Origin of the sequence: Caenimonas terrae (assembly GCF_042655405.1) — a bacterium.
Lineage (GTDB): Bacteria > Pseudomonadota > Gammaproteobacteria > Burkholderiales > Burkholderiaceae_C > Ramlibacter > Ramlibacter terrae_A.
Map to the genome: position 1 here is coordinate 791788 of NZ_JBHSMF010000006.1, position 20699 is coordinate 812486.

Sequence of the window (20699 nt, forward strand, 5' to 3'; positions counted from 1 at the left end):
CCGATCGCCGTCAGCAGCCGAGCGCCTCGGCCAGCGCCGCGATGCTGCTGCAATGCATGGTGTTTTCCGGCCGCGGGGAGACATCCTTGGGATGGACCGCGCCGAACTCCAGCGGCCGCTCGATGTAGGCCGTGAGCAGTCCGCAGCCGCGCGCGGCGGCCAGGTCGTCGTGGTGGGCCGCGACCAGCATGACTTCGTCGGGCCGCACGTCGAAGGTCGATGCCACGCCGAGGTAGGCCGCCGGATCGGGCTTGTAGGCGCGGAACACTTCGGCCGACAGGATGCAGTCCCAGGGCAGGCCGGCGCGCTTGGCCATGTCGGTGAGCAGGCCGATGTTGCCGTTGGACAGCGTGCAGACGATGTACCGGGCCTTGAGCCGGCGGATGCCCTCGACCGAGTCCGGCCACGGCTCCAGCCGGTGCCAGACGCGGTTCAGGTGCTGCCTGCCGGCCTCGTCCAGGCCGCTGATCCCGAAGCGCACCAGCAGCTCGTCCAGGATCATCCGGTGCAGCTCGTCGATGCGGGTCCAGCCCAGCTCGCCGGAGCGCACTTTCTGCATCGCCGGCTGGTAGCCGGCCCGCCAGGCCAGCGCGAAAGCGCTGCCCGCAACGCCCAGGCCCATGGCGTCCACCTCGCGCGCGATGCTGCCGTGCCAGTCGACCACGGTGCCGAACACATCGAAAGCGAGGATCTTGCTTGCCACTGGGTTTGCCATGCACTGCAGAATACAGGCAGTCCATGCCCACCGCCCCATGCTCGGTTCATTGCGCCCCCTGATCCTGCTGACCCTGCTGCTGGGCCTGGCGGGCCCGGCGCTGGCGTTCGACCTGCAAGCGCACCGCGGCGGGCGCGGACTGATGCCGGAAAACACGCTGCCTGCCTTCGAGAATGCGATCGCGCTGGGCGTGACCACGCTGGAGCTGGACATCGCGCTGACGGCGGACGGCGTGGTGGTGATCTCGCACGACCCGTCCCTCAACCCGCTGATCGTGCGCGACCCGAGCGGGCACTGGTTCGACAAGGGGCCGGCGATCCGGTCGATGACCTTCGCCCAGCTGCAGACCTATCGGCTCGGCCGGATCAGGCCCGACACGCCCTATGCGGCCTCCTTCCCGGAGCAGCAGTCGCGCGACGGCGTGCGCATGCCGACGCTGGCGGCGCTGTTCGACCGGGTGAAGGCGCTGGGCGCGACCGACGTGCGCTTCAACATCGAGACCAAGGTGGAGCCCGGCACCGGCCCCGAGAGCCCCAGCCCGGAGGAGGTCACACGGGCGATCCTGCGGGTGGTGCGGGATGCCGGCATGACGGCCCGGGTCTCGCTGCAAAGCTTCGACTGGCGCACCCTGCAGCTGGCGCAGAAGCTGGAGCCGCGCATTCCCACGGTCTACCTCACCAGCCAGACCGCGCGCTTCGACACCATCGGCGACGGCCGGTGGACAGCCGGCTTCAGGCTGGCCGACCACGGCAGCGTCCCGCGGATGGTGAAGGCGGCCGGCGGGTCGGCCTGGTCGCCCTACAGCAGCACGCTGACCGAAGCACAGGTGAAGGAAGCGCATGCGCTGGGGCTGAAGGTCATTCCGTGGACCGTCAACCTGCCGGGCGATTTCGACCGCCTGCTGGACTGGGGGGTGGACGGCATCATCACCGACTATCCGGACCGGTTGCGCGAGGCCATGCGCCGGCACAACATCGCGCTGCCCCGGCCGGTGCCGGTTCCCGCGCGATAGCGCAACCGGGGACCTCCCGGCGGACCGGTCGTGCGCTAGTGCTCGTGGCGGTGGTGCGCGTCCGGGTAGTGCGGATGGCTGTGTGCCAGCTCGGTGTGCTCGTGCCAGTGCGCATGGCGGGTGCCGGGCGGCACCGGCGGCACGTGCACGTGTTCGTGGTGCTCGTCGCCCGCGCCGTGCACATGCGCGTGGCCGTGCGCCAGCGGCTCGTGCCGGTGCGCGTGCTGGTGCCGCTCGCTCAGGTGCAGCGCGACGCCGATCGCCATCAGCGTGCCGGCGGCCAGCAGCTGGGGCGTCATCGGGTCGCCCAGGAACAGGATCGCCAGCACCGCGCCGAAGAAGGGGGCGACCGAGAAATAGGCGCCGGTGCGGCCGGTGCCCAGTTCGCGCAGGGCCACCACGAACAGCATCAGGCTGGCGCCGTAGCTGGCGAACCCCAGCAGCGCGGCCGCGCCGATCACGCCGGCCGATGGCCAGTGCGCGCCCAGCACCAGCGCCAGCGCGAGATTGGTGGAACCGGCCGCCAGGCCCTTGACCATCGCCAGCCAGGAGGCGTCGTTGAGCGACACCTTGCGCGTCAGGTTGTTGTCCACCGCCCAGGCCGCGCAGGCGCCGGCGACGCACAGCGCCGGCAGCCAGGCGACCGCTTCGACCCGGCCCGGCCATGACAGCACCACGCCGCCGGCGACGATGGCCGCCATGCCCAGCGCCACCCGGCGGTCGACGTTCTCGCGAAACACGGTCCACGCCAGCAGCGCGGTGAAGACGCCTTCCGCATTGAGCAGCAACGACGCCGTGGAAGCGGCCAGCCCGTTGAGCCCCACCATCAGCAGCACCGGACCGGCGACGCCGCCGGCCAGCACGGCGCCGGCCAGCCATGGCCACTCGGCGCGCGGCAGCCGCACCGGCGCCGCGCCGCGCAGCCGGCGCCACAGCAGCAGCCCCAGGCCGGAGCCCAGATACAGCAACGCCGCGAGCAGCCAGGGGCTGGTCGCGGCGAGCAGGACTTTCGCGGCAGGGGTGCCCGCGCCGAACAGCAAGGCTGCCAGCAGCGCGGCGGCGACGCCGCGCGGCAGCTTGCGATGGGTCGGGGAAGTCATGCCGTCATGCTAAGCGCACGACGGCGCGCACTTCACAGGACGCGGCTGAAAATGACGCCGGCGAAGAAAGCGATCGCCACTGCCGTCAGCGGGTTGGCCTTGATCTGCTCGCGGGCCTGGCCGCCGTACTCTTCCTGCCAGCCGGTGACCTTCTCGCTGCCCGAATTGACGGTCTGCTCGAGCTTGTCGACGGCCTCATGGGCCTTTTGCGCGACGCGCTTGACGACGTTGGCGTTGCCGGTGGTGCCGTTCAGGCCGGTGCCGGAGGTCAGGCCGGTCGATTCCATGGTTTCGTTCATGTGGATTCCTCGTGGGTTCGTTGGAAAAACAAAGACGCCAGCTGCGCCGGCGGATAACGCACTGTAGGTAGCCCAGCCTTGCGTGGCTGTCGGCAAACTGGAGGCAAGCGCTGTAGGAAATTTCCTGCCCCGGGCCGGCGGCCGATAATCCCTGGGCAATGACATCCACTTCCAGCACCTTCATCGCCGGGCTCGAGGTCGGCCATTTCACCGACCCGCGCCGACCGACCGGCTGCACGGTGGTGCTCGCCCGCCAGGGCGCGGTGGCCGGCGTCGACGTCCGCGGCGCCGCCCCCGGCACCCGCGAAACCGACCTGCTGGCACCGACCAACCTGGTGGAGCGGGTGCACGGCATCGTGCTGGCCGGCGGCAGCGCCTGGGGCCTGGAGGCGGCGACCGGGGCGGTGCGCTGGCTGGAGGAACAGGGCGTGGGCATGCCGGTGGGCCCGGCCCGGCTGCCGATCGTGCCGGCGGCGGTGCTGTTCGACCTGCTGGTGGGCGACAGCGCCATCCGCCCGGACGCCGAGGCCGGCTACCGCGCCTGCCAGGCGGCTTCGCCCGCGACGCCGGCCGAAGGCAACGTCGGCGCCGGCGCCGGCGCGGTGGTGGGCAAGATCTTCGGCATCGCCCGGGCGATGAAGGGCGGCATCGGCTGCGCCTCGGTCACGGTGGACGGCGTGACGGTGGCGGCCCTGGTCGCCTGCAATGCGCTGGGCGACGTGATCGACCACGACACCGCGCTGCCCATTGCCGGCGCCCGCACGCTCGACGGCCTGCGCCTGCTGGACAGCCGGCGCGCGCTGCTGGCCGGCGAAGCGCCCAGGCCGCTGATCGCCGGCACCAACACCACCATCGGCGTGATCTGCACCGACGCCGTGGTCACCAAGATCCAGGCGACGCGGCTGGCGCAGATGGGCCACGACGGCCTGGCCCGCAGCATCAACCCGGTCCACACCATGTCCGACGGCGACACGCTGTTCGCCCTGGGCACCGGCGCCGCCGGCAAGGCGCCGGGCATGATGACGCTGGGCGCGATGGCGGCCGAGGCGACGGCACGGGCGGTGGTCCGCGCCGTCCGCGCAGCGCACGGCATCGACGTGGCGGGGCTGAAGCTGCCGTCGCTGGCCGAGCTCGGACGGGCATGAGTCGGCCCGCGATGCCCAAGGCGATCCGCTACACGCTGGTTTCGATCCGCGACCTGCTGCTGTCGGCCGGGCCGGTCGCACTGCTGGCGGTCGGGCTGCTGGTGCTGGCCTATCTGTGGCTGGACCCGACGCCGCCCAAGCACGTGACGCTGGCCACCGGGCCGGCGCAAAGCGCCTACGAGGCCTTCGGCAAGCGCTACCAGAAGGCGCTGGCCGGCAACGGCATCGAGGTGCGGCTGCTGCCCAGCGAGGGCTCGTCGGCCAACCTGCAGCTGCTGCGCGCGGGCAAGGCCGATCTGGGCTTCGTGCAGGGCGGCAGCAGCGAGCAGGGCGACCCCGCCAGCGACGGCCGCATCGAATCGCTGGGCAGCCTGTTCGTCGAACCGATCTGGCTGTTCTACCGCGAGGATGCGGCCAGGAAGCTGGACCCCACCGCCACGCTGGGCGCCCTGCCCCAGCTGGCCGGATTGCGGCTCAATGTCGGCACCCCGGGCAGCGGCGTGCCGGCGCTGATGGCCAAGCTGTTCGAGGCCAACGGCATTGCGCCGGACGCCATCCGGCTGTCGGCGCTGGAGCAGACGCCGGCGACGGTGGCCTTTCTCGGCGGCGAAATCGACGCGCTGGTGTTCGCCTCGGCGCCCGAGTCGCTGATGGTGCAGATGCTGCTGCGCACGCCGGGCGTGAAGCTGATGGACTTCGGCCAGAGCGAGGCCTATTCGCGCCGCTTTCCCTTCCTCACGCCGGTGGTGCTGCCGCGCGGCGTGGTGGACCTGGCGGCGGACGTGCCGCGGCAGAACGTGCGGCTGATCGCGACCACCACCGCCTTGCTGGCGCGCGAGGGCACGCACCCGGCGCTGCTGCAGCTGTTCGTGCAGGCGGCGCGCGAGTTCCACGGCCCGCCCGGCTGGTTCAACCGCGCCGGCGCCTTCCCCACCACCGAGCACAGCGAATATCCGATCGCGCGCGAAGCCGAGCGCGCGATCAACAGCGGCGCGCCCTTCCTGCAGCGCTACCTGCCGTTCTGGCTGGCCAACCTGGTGGAGCGCATGTGGCTGGCGCTGGGCATCATCGTCGCGATCCTGCTGCCGCTGTCACGCATCGTGCCGCCGCTGTACGAATTCAGGATCCGCTCGCGGGTGTTCCGCTGGTACGGCCAGTTGCGCGAGATCGAGAACCGCATGCAGGCGCCGGGCAGCGATCCGGCGCAGCTGGCGCAGGAGCTGCACCAGCTCGACGACCGCGTCGCCAAGGTCAGCGTGCCGCTGTCCTACGCCGACGAGCTCTACGCGCTGCGCAACAACATCGGCAACGTGCGCCGCAAGCTCGATGATGCGGGAACCGCCTGAAAGCGGTCCGGCTGTCCGCCTTCAAGGGCGAAGGTCCGGCGAGTTGCTGACCGCCGCCTGGGCGACGGCGTCGAGGGCGCCGTCCACCACGGCGTGGTCCGACACCAGCCGCAGGCTCTGCGCCGCCACCAGCTGGTCCAGCAGCCGGCGCGTCATCGAATGGGTCTTGCCGCCGGCGTCGCTGAACATGTAGAGCGTGCCGTGCGGGCTGGCCCACGTCAGCTGCAGCCGGCCCCAGCGGCCGTCGGTCTGCATCTCCACCCACGCGCCCGGCTGCAACGCCTCGTCGCTCAGCGCCGGGACCGCATCCAGCCAGTCGGTGCCCGCTTCCTGCAGCACGCTGCCAGGCTGCGTCGCCTGGTACAGCGGCAGCGGCATGGCACCCTGGTGGGTTTCCATGAAGCCCGATTCCTGCGCCTCGCCCGGTGCCAGCCAGGGGCTGCGGACGTCGTCGCTCTGGGGCGCGGCGAACCAGCTTTCCAGTTCCTGCGGCGTCATCGGCGCCTGGACGGCCGCCGCGGCCGGCGCCAGCGCCTGTTGCTGCAGCAGCACCAGCAGGTCGATGAAGCGCCGGGTTTCCGCCGGCGGGTAGTCGATGCTGGTGAGGCCTTCGCGGATCTTCTCCAGCAGCCGCGGCGCGATGCGCGCCAGCCGCATCGGGTTGCCGCCGGCCAGCTGCGGCTGCGCGCTCCACAGCATGTCCGTCAGCAGCGCGGCGTAGCCGCCGGGATCGGCGCCGCCGGCCGCATCCGACAGCCGCGCCTGCGCGATCACCTGGGACCACGGGCCGGTGACGAACAGGCTGACCTCTTTCGCGGCCGACGCCACGTCCGCCCGCGTGCGCAGCTGCCTGCTGACCTTGCCGGCCAGCAGGTTGCGTTGCTCCGCCTGCAGCAGCGCCTGCACCGCCCTGGCCCGGTGCCGGCGCTCGCGCTTGCTCTGCTCGCCCCATGCTTCCTCCAGCGAGGTGAGCGCGAATTCGAACGGGTCGGGCCCGGCCACGCGGGTGGACAGCAGCGCGTCCACCGCCTGCTGCAGCGGCTCGTAGAAGGCGGCGAAACCGGGCGCATCCACCGCCGACCAGGCCAGGCTGCGCTGCGTCAGCTGCTCCAGCAGGCGCCGGGCCGGATGGCCCTTGTCGCTGAAGAAGCGCGGGTCTTCCAGCACCAGCCGCAGGAGCGCGGGCTCCAGGTCGCGGACCGCCTGCTGCACCGGCGGCAGCAGGCGCGCATCGCTGGCGATGTTGTCGACCATCAGGCCCACCACTTCCAGCCCCAGCGCCTGGCCGGGGCTGGCGGCCTGGTGCCGCAGCCTTTCGCGCAGCGCCGCCATGCCCGCCAGCGGCGGCGCCGTCGCCGAGGAGCGGCGCTTGAGGTCCTCCATCACCCGGTCCACACCCTTCATCTCCTGCAGCGTCTCGAACGCGGCCGGCACGGTGGGCGAGAAATCCGGCGGCAGGTCGGCGCGCTGGCCCGATTCGAACTCGCGCTCGAACTTCGCGGCGAACGATCCTTCCGTGTGCTCGAACTGGCCCGACAGCAGGCGCCGCAATTCGCGCACGTTCAGCAGGGTGCTGGTGGGCACCGACTGCGCCGGCGGCACCGGCTTCAGGCCGCTGGCGCCGGACGACGAGGTGCTGGCCAGGAGGTCGCGCCCCGGCGACACGGTGTAGCCGGCCGGCATCACGCCCTGTGCCCGCAGCAGCTGCGACAGCTCGCGGTACACCACGGCCAGCTCCGGCCCCAGCGCTTCGCCCAGGTGCTGCATCCAGCGGGTGCGCACTGCCGGCGGGATCGGGCTCTGCATGGTGACCGTGCGCAGCGCCCGCACGTAGACCTCGGGGCGCAGCGGATTGCGCTCGGCCTGCACGGTGCGCAGGCCCTGGATGGCGCAGACCAGGCCGTTGAGTTCGGCCAGCTCCGCCTCCACCGCCTGCACCACCGCCTGCTGGGTGCGCACCACTTCCACGCTTTCCTGCAGCTGCTCCTCGCCCATCAGCTCCAGCGAATCGAAACTGAGCACGCTGCTGCGCGCATTGGCGCCGGCGATGGCCTGGGCGAATTCGGCCAGCAGCGCCTGCGGATAGGCCTCGCACAGCGCCTCCTGGTGCTTCATCAGGATGCGCGCCGCCTCGGTCAGCAGGTTGCGTTCGTGCTGGTCGGGCATGCCGGCGGCGCGCTGCGCCATCGACTTGACGCAGCGGGTTGCCAGCTTCTGCATCAGCGTATGGCCGCGGCTGGCCGCTTCCTTCATGCAGGAACGGTACAACGCCTGGTAGGACGCGTTCTGCGGGACGGCGGACGTGGTCATAGGTTTGTTCCCCGCCTGCGCCGGGATGGCGCCGCGCGTTACTTCAGGGCTTTATAGCGCATCCGGTGCGGCCTGGCACCTTCCTCGCCCAGCCGGCGCTTCTTGTCGGCCTCGTATTCCTGGTAGTTGCCGTCGAAGAAGGTCCACTGGCTGTCGCCTTCGGCGGCCAGGATGTGGGTCGCGATGCGGTCCAGGAACCAGCGGTCGTGGCTGATCACCATCACGCTGCCGGCGAATTCCAGCAGCGCGTCTTCCAGCGCCCGCAGGGTTTCGACGTCGAGGTCGTTGGACGGCTCGTCCAGCAGCAGCACGTTGCCGCCGGCGATCAGCGTCTTGGCCAGGTGCAGCCGGCCGCGCTCGCCGCCCGACAGGGTGCCCACGCGCTTTTGCTGGTCGGCGCCGTTGAAGTTGAAGCGCCCCGCGTAGGCGCGGCTGGCCATCTGGAACTTGCCGACGTTCAGGATGTCGAGCCCGCCAGAGATGTCTTCCCACACGGTCTTGTTGTTGGACAGTTCGTCGCGGTGCTGGTCGACGAAGGCCATGCGCACGGTGGAGCCGATCACGACCTCGCCGGAATCGGGCTTTTCCTTGCCGGCGATCATCTTGAACAGCGTGGACTTGCCGGCGCCGTTCGGGCCGATGATGCCGACGATGGCGCCCGGCGGCACGGTGAAGCTCAGGTTGTCGATCAGCACGCGATCCCCGAAGGATTTGGTCACGTTGTGGAACTCGATCACCTGCTGGCCCAGGCGCTCGGCCACCGGGATGAAGATCTCCTGCGTTTCATTGCGCTTCTGGTATTCGACGTCGGACAGCTCCTCGAAGCGGGCCAGCCGAGACTTGCTCTTCGCCTGCCTTGCCTTCGGGTTCTGGCGCGACCACTCCAGTTCCTTCTTCAGGGCCTTGGCGTGCGCCTCTTCGCTCTTTTGCTCCTGCGCCAGCCGGTCGCCCTTCTGCTCCAGCCAGGTGCTGTAGTTGCCCTTCCAGGGGATGCCGTTGCCGCGGTCAAGCTCCAGGATCCATTCGGCCGCGTTGTCCAGGAAGTAGCGGTCGTGGGTGATGGCCACCACGGTGCCGGGATAGCGCTTGAGGAACACTTCCAGCCATTCCACTGACTCGGCGTCCAGGTGGTTGGTCGGTTCGTCCAGCAGCAGCATGTCGGGCTTGGACAGCAGCAGCTGGCACAGGGCCACGCGGCGCTTCTCGCCGCCGGACAGCACGCCGACCTTGGCGTCCCAGGGCGGCAGCCGCAGCGCGTCGGCCGCGATCTCCAGCTGGTGCTCGGAGTCGGTGCCGGAGGTGGCGATGATCGCCTCCAGCCGGGCCTGTTCGGCCGCCAGCGCGTCGAAGTCGGCGTCCGGTTCGGCATAGGCGGCGTACACCTCCTCCAGCTTGGCCTTGGCGGCGAACACCTCGCCCAGCGACTCCTCCACCGCCTCGCGCACCGTGTGCTCCGGATTGAGCTTGGGCTCCTGCGGCAGGTAGCCGATCTTCAGGCCCGGCATCGGGATGGCTTCGCCTTCGTATTCCTTGTCGACGCCGGCCATGATCTTGAGCAGCGTGGACTTGCCCGAGCCGTTCAGGCCCAGGACGCCGATCTTGGCGCCCGGCATGAAGGACAGCGAGATGTCCTTGAGGATGTGGCGCTTCGGCGGGACGATCTTGCCGACGCGGTTCATTGTGAAGACGTACTGGGCCATGGCTCTGCTTAAAAAAGGGGGAATGCGGGATGCAAAGGAGCGATTATCCCTGCCGGACGCCGGCACAGGCGGCGCAAGGTCTCGGGCGCGATCCGACTCTAGTCAGTTGGGGACAGAGCTGAAGGTCTGTCCCCAAGGTCTCAGGATTTGCCGTCGTACGTGTTGCGCAGGGCCGCGCGGGCGACCTGGTCGAGGGCGTCGTCGACCACGTTGCGCTCGGCCACCACCTTCATCAGGCCCTGGGCGCGCAGGCGCTCGAGCGTGCGGCGCGACATCGAATGCGCGGTGCCGGCCAGCGAGGTGAACATGAACAGGGTGGCGTGCGGGCTGGCCCAGGTGAGCTGCACGCGCAGCCAGTTGCCGTTGACCATCAGCTCCACCCAAGTGCCGGTGCGGATCTCGGCGGCGCCGACCGGTTCGGGCAGGGCCTCGGCCGCTTCGTCCGGGATCTGCGGCGCTTCGTCCGGCAGGTAGGAATCTTCGTCCAGGTAGCCCGAGTCGTGGGCCTCGTCGGCCACCAGGAACGGGATCTTGCCGGCCTGTTCCACCGGCGTGCCGGGCGGCAGTTCCGGGAACAGGTCGGAAACGTCGATCGGCTGGTCCAGCGTCGGGATGCCCTCGGTGATGAGCGGCTGGTTGTCCGGATTGGGCAGCGCCAGCGACAGCGCCTCCAGCTCCTTGGCCGTGGGGTCGCCGGGCTGGCGCCCTTCATCGAGCGCCGCCTGGTGCAGCACCAGCAGCTGGTCGAAGAAGCGGGTGGTCAATTCCGGCGGATAGTCGATCCGGCGCAGGCCGTCGCGCAGCCGCGCCAGCAGCGACGGGATCATCTGCGCCAGCCGCTGGTTGCGCCCGCGCGCCGGCGTGCCCTGCTGCACGCTCCAGATCAGGTCGTCGACCACGGCGCGGTAGCCGTAGGGGTCGTCCGAGCCGTCCACGCAACTGAGCTGGGCCTCCGCCACCACCTGGGCCCAGGAGCCCTTGAGGAAGTCGCCGACGAAGGCCGGCACCTCGTTGGCCTCCATCGCCTCGCCGAACTCCCCGGCGAGCTTCTGCGCCAGCAGGTTGCGCTGTTCCGCGTGCAGCAGCGCGCGGGCCGCCGTCTCGCGCCGGCCCCGCGTCACTTGGTCGTGCTTGCTCCACTGCTCCTGCAGGTGGTCCAGCAGCTCGCCGAACACTTCGGCGTCGACCACCTTGCTGTCCAGCCACCGCACCGAATCCTCCACCGTGCCCAGGAAACGCTTCCAGCCGTCGTCGGCGGCGCTGGAAAAGGCCAGGCTGCGCTGCGTGATGCGGTCCAGGAACATCCGCGCCGGATGGCTGCGGTCGCTGAAGAAGCGCGAATCGTGCTGCGCCAGCGTGAACACGGCGGGCTGCATCAGCTTCAGCTGGCGCTTGAACTCCTCCATCAGGCGCTGGTCCTGCAGCAGGTTGTCGAACATCAGCCGCACCACTTCCTCGGCCAGCTGGTGGCCCAGCCGCGGCGCGGCCGGTGCGTCGCCCTCGATGCCCGCGCGCTGCGCCGGCTCGGCGGCGGCCTCGGGCTTGGGGCGCTTCTGCAGCCGCAGCACCATGGCATCGACCTGCTTGAGATCCTGCAGCGCCATCAGCGAGGCCGGCACCGTGAGCATCTGGTCGTTGTTCTTGGGCGCATCGAGGTCGCCGGCCAGCAGCAGGCGCAGCCGGTCCAGCGTCAGCAGCGTGTTGGCCACCGAGTTGCTCGCCTGCTTGCCGGTGGCGCCGCCGCCCTGGTAAAGCCGCCCGCCGACCGGGACCGCCGGCTCGATGCCGCAGGACTTGAGCCAGTCGGACAGCTCGCGGTACAGCCGGCGCAGGTTGACGCCCAGCAGGCCGGCGGCCGGAGTGATCAGCGCTTCCCGCACGGCGGCGTCCGGCACGTGCTCGGCCAGCGTCGCCTGCAGGGCCCGCACGAAGACCTCGGGCCGCACCGGATTGAGCCCGGACTGGATGGTCCGCCATCCGAGCAGAGTGCTGATCAGCGCATCCAGCGTCGGCAGCACGTCGTCCACCGTCATCGACACTTCCTGCTGGGCGCGCGCCACCTCGATGCTCTGGTCCAGTTCGGAGTCCCCGAACAGCTGCAGGTCTTCGTAGCGCAGCATCTCGCCGCCCTGGGATTGCTCCTTGCCGCCGCCCTCGTAGACGATCCGGGTGAGGTGGTCCTTGTAGGTCTCGCACACCTGCTTGCTGCGCAGCGCCAGGTCGCGCACCGCCTGCTGGATGTTCTCGGCCTGCAGGCCCGAGGCCCGCTTGGAGCCGGCCGGGTCGGCGGCGCCGGTCAGCCCGGTCAGCACATCCCCCATCAGCAACTGCGCGTGCTGCAGCATCGCCGACAGGCAATCGTTCAGGTTCGGCTGCAATGCCGTCGGGTCGTCGGAGACGCCCAGTCGGAGTTTCAGCGGGTTGGCCATGGATACATCTGGTGTCGGGGGTGTGCCGGACGATTATGGGTGAGGCTCTGCGGTTCGGCCAAATGGGGCCTGTGCCCTCCCGCACGCTGTTGTAAACGTGGGTAACCGGTGCCGCATGCGCGCACTCGTTCACGCGCGTTTCCGACGCCGGCGAGCGCCGATGCGCGATGCATGAGACAATACGCGCTGTTGCGGACTCCAGTTGCCCGCAACGTCAGCAATCTGCTGGGGGACGAAGGCATCGCCGGGCTCCCACACCCCAACCTCATCTGCCTTTGACTGGCTCGGTGCCATGCACCGTACAGGCCGATTCCCAAGCGCCACGGATGGCGCAACATAATGACCTTTGACGAACTGAACCTGGCACCCGCCATTCTCAAAGCCGTGCGCGAGCAGGGCTACGACACCCCCACCCCGATCCAGGCACAGGCGATTCCCGCCGTGCTCGAAGGGCACGACCTCCTCGGTGGCGCCCAGACCGGCACCGGCAAGACCGCCGCCTTCACCCTGCCGATGCTGCACAAGCTCTCCATGAGCCACAGCGCGAAGAACAAGTTCGGCGGCACCGGCACCCGCGTGCTGGTCCTGACCCCGACCCGCGAACTCGCCGCCCAGGTCGAGGAATCGGTGCGCACCTACGGCAAGTACCTGCAGCTGACCTCCACCGTGATCTTCGGCGGCGTCGGCATGAACCCGCAGATCAACAAACTCAAGCACGGCGTCGACATCCTGGTCGCCACGCCGGGCCGCCTGCTGGACCTGCAGCAACAGGGCTTCCTGGACCTCTCGACGGTGCAGATGCTGATCCTGGACGAAGCGGACCGCATGCTGGACATGGGCTTCCTGCCCGACGTCAAGAAGATCCTGGCGCTGGTGCCCAAGGAAAAGCAGAGCCTGCTGTTCTCGGCCACCTTCAGCGACGAGATCCGTGACCTGGCCGCCACCCTGCTGCGCAACCCGCAGAGCATCCAGGTGACGCCGCGCAACACCACGGTGCAGCGCATCACCCAGCAGATCCTCCCGGTCGGCCGCGGCAAGAAGAAGGCGCTGCTGGCGCACATCATCCAGGAACACAACTGGAGCCAGGTGCTGGTGTTCACCCGCACCAAGTTCGGCGCCAACAACGTCGCCGAATTCCTCACCAAGAACGGCATCCAGGCGATGGCGCTGCACGGCAACAAGAGCCAGGGTGCCCGCACCCAGGCCCTGTCCGGCTTCAAGAGCGGCGAGATCCGCGCCCTGGTGGCCACCGACATCGCCGCCCGCGGCATCGACATCGACGACCTGCCGCACGTGGTGAACTACGAGATCCCGAACGTCAGCGAAGACTACGTGCACCGCATCGGCCGCACCGGCCGCGCCGGCAACGACGGCGCCGCGGTCAGCCTGGTGTGCCTGGACGAAGAAGGCTTCATGCGCGACATCGAGCGCTTCACCAAGCAGACCATCGAAGTGAAGGTGGTCGAGGGCTTCGGCCCGGAACAGGGCGAACAGGCCGAGCCGATCGCCATGGGCCGCCAGACCATCTGGGGCGGCATCGGCAAGCCGCCGAGCCGTGAAGTGATGGCCGCCGCGGCCAAGGCCGCGCGCAGCGAAATGATGACGCGCATCCGCGACAACAAGGATGCCAACGGCAAGTCCGGCGGCGGCGGCCGCGGCGGCGATCGCCCGGCCCGCGCACCGCAGCCGCAAGGCCAGCGCAGCGCCGGCGGCGGCAACGGCAACGGTGGCCGCAATGGCAACGGCGGCGGCAATGGCGCCCGCAACGGCAATGGCGGCGGCGGCAACGGCGCGCGCCAGGGCGCGCGTCCGCCGCAGAGCGCCCGTGCGCCGGCGCAGAACTTCGAGCCGCGCCAGGACAACGAGCTGCAGCCGCGCGACGGGGCGCACAATAGCCAGAGCCCCTTCGTCCAGCGCGACGCCACTCCGAGGAACACCGATGGCCAGCCCGATCCCCTGCGCACCAGCGTCGACAGCATGGGCGGGCGCGGGCGCCGCGGCGGCAACGGCGGCGGTGGCGGTGGCGGGCGGTCGAACCGCTCTGGTGGCGGGGGCTACGGGGCTCGTGGGCCGGGCAATCCTGCAAGGACTTTTGGCCGATGATTCGGTCGCGGCGGTCCACACGCTGGGCCGCCGCCCGCTCGCCTTCGAGCACCCCAAGCTGACGCAGCACGTCGTCGACTTCAGGGCCTTCGACGGGCTCAGCACAGGACTTCTTCCACCGCTGCCGGCGGTGCAAGAAGTCTTTCTTGCTTTGGGGACCACGATCAAGGCGGCCGGCAGCCAGCAGGCCTTCCGCGCCGTCGACCACGACGCCAATCTGGCGGTGGCGCGCGCCGCGCTGGCGCAGGGCGCCAGCCGCCTGGGACTGGTGAGCGCGATGGGCGCCGATCCGCAGTCGCGGATCTTCTACAACCGCGTCAAAGGGGAGCTGGAACGGGACGTGCAGCAGCTGCAGTACGCCGGGCTGGTGATCGCGCGGCCCTCGTTCCTGGTCGGCGACCGCGAGGCGCTCGGCCAGCCGCGGCGGCCGGGCGAGACGCTCGCGCTGGCGGCGAGCCGCCGGCTCGGCTGGCTGATTCCGGACGACTACAAGGCGATCGAAGCCGCGCAGGTGGCGGCAGCGATGCTGCGCACCGTGCCATCGGCCGAAGGCGCGCGCGTCCTGAGTTCGGGCCAGATGCGGCGCATCGCGCCGGCGGCCGCCGCACCCGCCTGAAGGCTCAGGGCGACTTGCGCATGCGCCCGGGCGCCGGCTGGTCTTCGGCTTCCTCGCGCAGCTGGCGCATCGCCTTGCGCATCAGCAGCGACAGCAGATTCCAGTGCAGGCCGGCGGCCGATGCGAACTTGCGCCGGAACAGGTCCGTGCGCACGAACTGCAGCGGGTCGTGGTACACGCCCAGCGTCTGCACCACCATCGGGTCCTGCTCGGTGCTGTAGCCGCCCAGGAAGGCGTCATCCGTGCCGTTCCAGATCGACTGGCCGTTGCGGTGGATGCCGTAGCCCCATTCCCAGTCGTGGTCCTTGAGCCGCTGGCGCGCCGCCGCGATGTAGGCGGTGTCGAAGATGTAGGTGTCGGTGCGCACCCAGCGCGAATGCAGCCAGATCTCCACCACCGCCCGCGGCGCCGACGGGACGCGCGAGGTCAGGCCGCGCAGAATCTCGCCCTTCAGTTCCACATAGCGGATCCGCGCCGGAATCCGGCAGCGGCGCAGCAGCGCCACCAGCAGCGTCGACTTGTCGGTGGCGTCGCCGCGGCCGGCGTCCAGCACCTCGCGCGCGGTGCGCAGCCGGAACTTGAAGGGCCGCGCGAACGGCAGCTTCTTGACGTAGTTGTGCAGCGCCATCGCCCGTTCGCGGTCGGTCTTGCACAGCTGGGTGATGGAGCGCGCCCGCAGCCGCAGCCGGCTGTCCTGCAGCGTCAGCAGCGCCGACGAACCGAGGTACTGGCCTGGGTCGTCGACGGTCGGGGCGCCGGATTCATCCGGAGTCGGTTCGTGCACTGGAAGGGCTGCCTGGGAGGAACTTGCCCAATCTTACAAGCCCGCCCCAGCTCAGCCTGGCGCAGCCCGCGCCGGCCCGTCGTCAGCCGCGGACAAACAGGGTTTCCAGGGGATCCGGCCCGAGCTGGCGGCTCCAATGCCCGTGCCGCTGCGGATCGAAGCTGGCGCCGGCCGGCAGGGTGTCGGCCGAGAAGAAGTGCTGGCCTGGGCCGAACACCCGGCTACTGCCGTCCTGCAACCCGATCTCCATCAGCCCGGACAGGATGAACACCCACTGCGGATCGACCGTGCAGTGGAACTGGCTGCGAAAGCCCACCGGGCTGCGCCGCAACTGGCAGCCGCCCGAAGGCATCAGCGCCGACAGCCGCGCCTGCGGCGTGCCCTGGTCAAGCGCCACCGCTTCCTCTCGAAAGCGCGCGCGGCCGTCGGTGTCCGTGAACAGGACGACCCTGGTGAACGTGTCGGCCATGTCAGGCTCCGAAGGAAATCTGCACCTTCATCGCCCGGCTCTTGTCGCCCGCCAGCGCGAAGGCCTGCGCCGCATCGGCGAAGTCCACGGTGTGCGAGATGACCGGCCGGCCGTCGATGAGGCGCTGGTTGAGGAAATTGACGGCCACGCCGAACTCGGAATGAAAACGGAAGGTCCCGCGCAGCTCCAGTTCCTTGCCGACGATCTGGTTCATCGGCAACTGGATGTCGCCGCCCAGGCCCACCGTCACGATGACGCCGCGCGGCGCGACCAGGTCCAGGCCGGTGCGCAGGGCCTTGTCGCTGCCGGAGGCCTCGAACATCAGGTCGAACTGGCCCTTGTCGGCGGCGAACGGCACCAGCGCTTCGGGCTGGCTGGCCAGGTTCACGGTGAGGTCCGCGCCCATCTGCTTCGCGCATGCCAGCGGCAGGTCGGCGATGTCGGCGGCGACGATCTGCGCCGCGCCGGCGCGCCGCAGGCCGGCGATCAGCAGCGCGCCGATCGGGCCGCAGCCGGTCACCAGCACCCGCTTGCCGAACACCGACCCGGCCCGCGCGATCGCATGCAGACCGACCGACAGCGGCTCGGCCAGCGCCGCTTGCGCCAGCGACAGGCCGTCGGCGATCGGATGGGCCTGCGCCGCATCGATCACCAGGTCTTCGCGGAACGCCCCCTGCACGTGCGGAAAGCGCATCGCGCTGCCGTAGAAGCGCATGTCGCTGCAGTGGTTCTGCTGGCCCTGCTGGCAAAAGCGGCACAGCCCGCAGGGGCGCGAGGGCGAGATCGCGATCCGTTGTCCGGCCTTGAGCTGCGTCACCTCGCTGCCCACCGCCTCCACCACGCCGGACACTTCATGCCCCAGCACCATCGGCTCCTTCAGCCGCACCGTGCCGAAGCCGCCGTGCTTGTAGTAATGCAGGTCGGAACCGCAGATGCCGCCGAAGGCCACCCGCACCCGCAACTGGCGCGGGCCGATCACTTCGGCGTCCAGCGGATCGAGCCGCAGGTCGAGCGGGGCATGGCAGACGACGGCGCGCATGGCGGTCTCCTTGTTGTCAGAGCATGGCGGTGACGCCGCCATCCACGTAGAGGATATGGCCGTTGACGAACGACGAGGCGTCGCTGGCCAGGAACACTGCGGCGCCTGCCAGTTCGGCGACCTCGCCCCAGCGCCGGTTGGGCGTGCGGTTGGTCAGCCACGCGCTGAAGCTCTCGTCGGCCACCAGCTTTTCGGTCAGCTCGGTCTTGAAGTAGCCCGGACCGAGGCCGTTGACGTTGATGCCGTGCGGGCCCCAGTCGATCGCCATGCCCTTGGTCAGCATCTTCACGGCGCCTTTGCTGGCCATGTAGGGCGCGATGCCGGGCCGGCCGATCTCGCTTTGCACCGAGCAGACGTTGATGATGCGGCCCTTGCCGCGCGGGATCATCCGGCGGGCCGCCGCCTGCGCCACCAGGAACACGCTGTCCAGGTTGGTGCGCATCAGCTCGCTCCACTGCTCGCGCGGAAAGTCCTGCAGCGGCGCGCGGCGCTGCATGCCGGCGTTGTTGACCAGGATCGCGAGCGGACCGACCTGCGCCTCGATGGCCTCGATGCCGGCATCCACCTGCGCGGCGTCGGTGACGTCGAAGGCCCGCTCCAGCACGGCCAGCCCTTCGTCGCGCAGGGACTGGCCGGCGCGCGCCAGCTTGCCGGCGTCGCGGCCGTTGAGGATGACGCGGGCGCCGGCCTGCGCCAGGCCGCGCGCCAGCGCCAGCCCGATGCCGGCCGAGGAGCCGGTCACCAGCGCCAGCCGGCCGTCCAGCCGGAAGGTGTCCGCACCGATCACGCCAGCGCCCTATTCGATGCGGGCGGCGGCGGCGCTGCGGTCGAACACGTGGACCTTGGCCGGGTCGATGCGCAGGCCCACCATGTCGTCCGGCTGCACCAGCGTGCGGCCGTGGGTGACGACGATCATCTTCGCTTCGCCCACCTGCAGCAGCAGCTCGGTCTCGGCGCCGGTGGGCTCCACCACGATCACCTTGGCCGGCACGCCCTCGCCGGCCGCGCCGACCTGGATGTCGGTGGGACGGATGCCGTAGTGCACCGCCTGGCCGTCCACGGCCGACGCCAGCTTGCGCACCGGCCAGAGGTGGCCCTCGGCCTCCACCCGGTCGTCGTCGCCGCTCTTGCGCAGCGTGCCCTGGAAGACGTTCATCGCCGGCGAGCCGATGAATTGCGCCACGAACAGGTTGCCCGGATGGTCGAACAGCTCCAGCGGCGTGCCGATCTGCTCGATGATGCCGTCATGCATCACCACGATGCGGTCCGCCATCGTCATGGCCTCGATCTGGTCGTGCGTCACATACACGGTGGTGGTCTTCAGGCGCTGGTGCAGCGCCTTGATCTCGGCGCGCATCGCCACCCGCAGCTTGGCGTCCAGGTTCGACAAGGGCTCGTCGAACAGGAACACCTTGGGGTCGCGCACGATCGCCCGGCCCATCGCCACCCGCTGGCGCTGGCCGCCGGACAGCTCGCGCGGGAAGCGCTCCAGCAGCTTGTCCAGGTCCAGGATGCGGGCGGCGTTGGCCACCCGCTCGCCGATCAGCGCCTTGTCGGCCTTGCGCAGGCGCAGGCTGAAGCCCAGGTTGTCGCTGACCGTCATGTGCGGATAGAGCGCGTAGCTCTGGAACACCATCGCGATGTCGCGGTCCTTCGAATCCAGGTCGTTGACCACCCGGCCGTCGATGGCGATCTCGCCCTCGCTGATCTCCTCCAGCCCCGCCAGCATGCGCAGCAGCGTGGACTTGCCGCAGCCCGAGGGACCGACCATCACCACGAATTCGCCGTCGGCGATGTCGAAGCTGATGCCGTGGATGATCTTGAACTTGCCGAAACTCTTTTCGACGCGGCTGAACGAAACGGCTGCCATGGGAAGGGTCCTTTGCTCAGCTCTTGACGGCGCCGGCCGTCAGGCCCGACACCATGTAGCGCTTGAACGCGTAATAGATCGCCGCGGGCGGCAACGCATAGATCAGGCCGGTTGCCATCAGCAGTTCCCACGGCGAATCGTCCGCCGACAGGAAGTTGCCCAGGGCCACGGCCAGCGTGATGCTGCGGTCGTTGGACAGCAGCAGGAAGGCGTACAGGTATTCGTTCCAGGCCAGCAGCAGCGAATAGGTGCCCACCGCGACCAGCGAGGGGACCATCAGCGGCAGGTACACCAGCCGGAACAGCTGCATCGGGGTGGCGCCGTCCATGCGCGCCGCCTCGTCCAGCTCCCAGGGCAGCTTGTCGGAGGCCTGCTTGAGCACCCAGATGCAGTACGGCGAGGCGATGGTGACCATCGCCAGGATCAGCGCCCACTGGTTGTTCAGCAGGCCGTAGTTGCCCATGGCCTTGTACATCGGGACCGCCAGGAAGGCCGCCGGAATGAAATACGTGAACAGCGCGAGGTTCATCACCGTGCGGCCCCCGCGCACCTTGAGCCGGCTGATGGCGAACGCGGCGCAGGTGGCGATGAACAGCGTCAGCGCAGCGACCGCCACCGCGATCAGCACCGAATTCCACAGCTGGATCCAGAAGTGGTCCAGGTAGAAATGCTTGCGGCCGAACACGATCTCGAAGTTCTGCAGGGTCGGCGTCTTCGGCCAGATCCGGCCCGAGGTGGCCGAATCCTTGGTCGAGATGGCGAACAGCACCATGTGGTAGATCGGGATCATCGTCCACAGGAACAGCGGAATCCCGATCAGCAGCAGCTTGGCCTCCGTCGTCGCGTTCTTCAGGGTGAAGCGCTTTTTCATTTCGACAGCCGCTTCATCATGAAGAACACCAGCGGCAGCACCAGCGGCATGGCGACCACGATGGACGCCATCGCCAGGTCCACCTGGTCCAGCCGCAGGTACCGGATGCCCAGCGTGGCCAGCACGTGCGTCAGATCCGCCGGTCCGCCGCCGGTCAGCAGGTACACGCTGTTGAAATCGCCCAGGGTCCAGATCATCGACAGGATGGTGGAGGTCAGGTAAAGGGTGCGCATCGACGGCCAGGTGATGTAGCGGAACTTCTGCCAGCTGGTGGCGCCGTCCACGCTGGCCGCCTCGTACTGCTCGGCCGGGATCGCCAGCCGGCCGGCGATCAGGATCAGGGTCCAGAACGGCAGCGACTTCCAGATGTGCATCAGCATGGAAAGCGAGAGCGCGAGCGTGGGGTCGTTCAGCCAGTTGGGGCCGTCCAGCCCGGTGAAGCGGAAGATCAGCGAGTTGATCACGCCCCACTCCGGGTTGAGCATGAAGCGCACCGACAGGATGGTGGGGATCGAAGGCAGCGCCCAGGGCAGGATGAAGACCAGCGACAGGGCCTTGATCCACCAGCGGCTCTGCACGAAGAAGCCGGACAGCACCATGGCGACCACCATCTTGACGTTGATGCCGACCACCAGGAAAACGATGGTGTTGATCACCGTCCGGAAGAAGATGGGGTCCTCGAACAGCTTGACGTAGCTTTGCGGATGGCGTGCCAGCCACAGGCCGTAGCCCACGGGATAAAGCACGAACACCAGGAAGATCAGGATGTAGGGAACGACCAGCAGCCGGCCCCAGAACGCGTAGGACGTCGAACGCGAGCGCGCCGGGACGGGCGCGGGAACGGCTGGCAGCACTGCGGCGATGTCGGACATGGTGTTGTTCCCGTGGCAA

General features: G+C 69.5%; 18 protein-coding genes. 5 read left to right on the forward strand and 13 right to left on the reverse strand.

Going from position 1 to position 20699, the window contains the following annotated elements; translation table 11 throughout:
- Positions 1-10: 10 nt before the first annotated feature.
- Positions 11-715 carry a haloacid dehalogenase type II gene (locus ACFPOE_RS10640; protein WP_376850058.1) on the reverse strand — a complete coding sequence of 235 codons (705 nt, stop codon included), beginning with the start codon at positions 713-715 and terminating at the stop codon, positions 11-13.
- A gap of 49 nt (positions 716-764) precedes the next feature.
- Between ACFPOE_RS10640 and ACFPOE_RS10645 the strand changes: the two genes are divergently transcribed.
- Positions 765-1727 carry a glycerophosphodiester phosphodiesterase gene (locus tag ACFPOE_RS10645; protein ID WP_376850059.1) on the forward strand — a complete coding sequence of 321 codons (963 nt, stop codon included), beginning with the start codon at positions 765-767 and terminating at the stop codon, positions 1725-1727.
- A gap of 35 nt (positions 1728-1762) precedes the next feature.
- On the opposite strand, the gene ACFPOE_RS10650 is transcribed toward ACFPOE_RS10645, so the two are convergent.
- Positions 1763-2827, reverse strand: a complete 1065-nt coding sequence (locus ACFPOE_RS10650; RefSeq protein ID WP_376850060.1) for an EamA family transporter — start codon at positions 2825-2827, stop codon at positions 1763-1765.
- Positions 2828-2859: 32 nt separating this feature from the next.
- Complete coding sequence (locus tag ACFPOE_RS10655; RefSeq protein ID WP_376850061.1) at positions 2860-3126, reverse strand: hypothetical protein; 267 nt, start codon at positions 3124-3126, stop codon at positions 2860-2862.
- Between the two features lie 158 nt (positions 3127-3284).
- On the opposite strand from ACFPOE_RS10655, the gene ACFPOE_RS10660 reads away from it, so the two are divergent.
- Entirely contained in the window at positions 3285-4271 is a 987-nt protein-coding gene (locus tag ACFPOE_RS10660) for a P1 family peptidase (protein WP_376850062.1), read from the forward strand.
- A gap of 11 nt (positions 4272-4282) precedes the next feature.
- Entirely contained in the window at positions 4283-5617 is a 1335-nt protein-coding gene (locus ACFPOE_RS10665) for a TAXI family TRAP transporter solute-binding subunit (RefSeq protein WP_376850638.1), read from the forward strand.
- Positions 5618-5638: 21 nt separating this feature from the next.
- On the opposite strand, the gene ACFPOE_RS10670 is transcribed toward ACFPOE_RS10665, so the two are convergent.
- The 3 genes from ACFPOE_RS10670 to ACFPOE_RS10680 form a co-directional block, all read right to left on the reverse strand.
- Positions 5639-7927 (reverse strand): DUF1631 family protein, encoded by a 2289-nt coding sequence (locus ACFPOE_RS10670; protein WP_376850063.1) that lies wholly within the window; start codon positions 7925-7927, stop codon positions 5639-5641.
- A gap of 38 nt (positions 7928-7965) precedes the next feature.
- A complete protein-coding gene (ettA, locus tag ACFPOE_RS10675) occupies positions 7966-9627 on the reverse strand; it encodes an energy-dependent translational throttle protein EttA (protein ID WP_376850064.1) in 1662 nt (553 codons plus the stop codon).
- 140 nt (positions 9628-9767) lie between these two features.
- Positions 9768-12056 (reverse strand): DUF1631 family protein, encoded by a 2289-nt coding sequence (locus ACFPOE_RS10680; protein ID WP_376850065.1) that lies wholly within the window; start codon positions 12054-12056, stop codon positions 9768-9770.
- A 339-nt stretch (positions 12057-12395) separates the two neighbouring features.
- Here ACFPOE_RS10680 and ACFPOE_RS10685 point away from each other — a divergent pair, with 339 nt between their 5' ends.
- Together ACFPOE_RS10685 and ACFPOE_RS10690 are read left to right on the forward strand one after the other, a co-directional pair.
- Positions 12396-14159, forward strand: a complete 1764-nt coding sequence (locus tag ACFPOE_RS10685) for a DEAD/DEAH box helicase (RefSeq protein WP_376850066.1) — start codon at positions 12396-12398, stop codon at positions 14157-14159.
- Positions 14149-14775 carry a Rossmann-fold NAD(P)-binding domain-containing protein gene (locus tag ACFPOE_RS10690; protein WP_376850067.1) on the forward strand — a complete coding sequence of 209 codons (627 nt, stop codon included), beginning with the start codon at positions 14149-14151 and terminating at the stop codon, positions 14773-14775. Before ACFPOE_RS10685 ends, ACFPOE_RS10690 begins: the two co-directional genes overlap by 11 nt.
- A 4-nt stretch (positions 14776-14779) precedes the next feature.
- Here the strand turns inward: ACFPOE_RS10690 and ACFPOE_RS10695 are convergent, their stop codons facing one another.
- The 7 genes from ACFPOE_RS10695 to ACFPOE_RS10725 form a co-directional block, all read right to left on the reverse strand.
- A complete protein-coding gene (locus tag ACFPOE_RS10695) occupies positions 14780-15559 on the reverse strand; it encodes a transglutaminase-like domain-containing protein (protein ID WP_376850068.1) in 780 nt (259 codons plus the stop codon).
- 82 nt (positions 15560-15641) lie between these two features.
- The gene (locus ACFPOE_RS10700; protein ID WP_376850069.1) at positions 15642-16028 is read right to left on the reverse strand and encodes a cupin domain-containing protein; all 387 of its coding nucleotides are present in this window, start codon (positions 16026-16028) and stop codon (positions 15642-15644) included.
- A 1-nt stretch (position 16029) separates the two neighbouring features.
- A complete protein-coding gene (locus tag ACFPOE_RS10705) occupies positions 16030-17067 on the reverse strand; it encodes an L-idonate 5-dehydrogenase (protein WP_376850070.1) in 1038 nt (345 codons plus the stop codon).
- Positions 17068-17083: 16 nt separating this feature from the next.
- Positions 17084-17854: an SDR family oxidoreductase gene (locus ACFPOE_RS10710; RefSeq protein WP_376850071.1), complete on the reverse strand. Its 771-nt coding sequence runs from the start codon at positions 17852-17854 to the stop codon at positions 17084-17086.
- A 9-nt stretch (positions 17855-17863) separates the two neighbouring features.
- The gene (locus ACFPOE_RS10715) at positions 17864-18937 is read right to left on the reverse strand and encodes an ABC transporter ATP-binding protein (protein ID WP_376850072.1); all 1074 of its coding nucleotides are present in this window, start codon (positions 18935-18937) and stop codon (positions 17864-17866) included.
- A gap of 16 nt (positions 18938-18953) precedes the next feature.
- Positions 18954-19808 carry a carbohydrate ABC transporter permease gene (locus tag ACFPOE_RS10720; RefSeq protein ID WP_376850073.1) on the reverse strand — a complete coding sequence of 285 codons (855 nt, stop codon included), beginning with the start codon at positions 19806-19808 and terminating at the stop codon, positions 18954-18956.
- Positions 19805-20680: a carbohydrate ABC transporter permease gene (locus tag ACFPOE_RS10725; RefSeq protein ID WP_376850074.1), complete on the reverse strand. Its 876-nt coding sequence runs from the start codon at positions 20678-20680 to the stop codon at positions 19805-19807. The genes ACFPOE_RS10720 and ACFPOE_RS10725 overlap by 4 nt, the downstream gene beginning before the upstream one ends.
- Between the last annotated feature and the right edge of the window lie 19 nt (positions 20681-20699).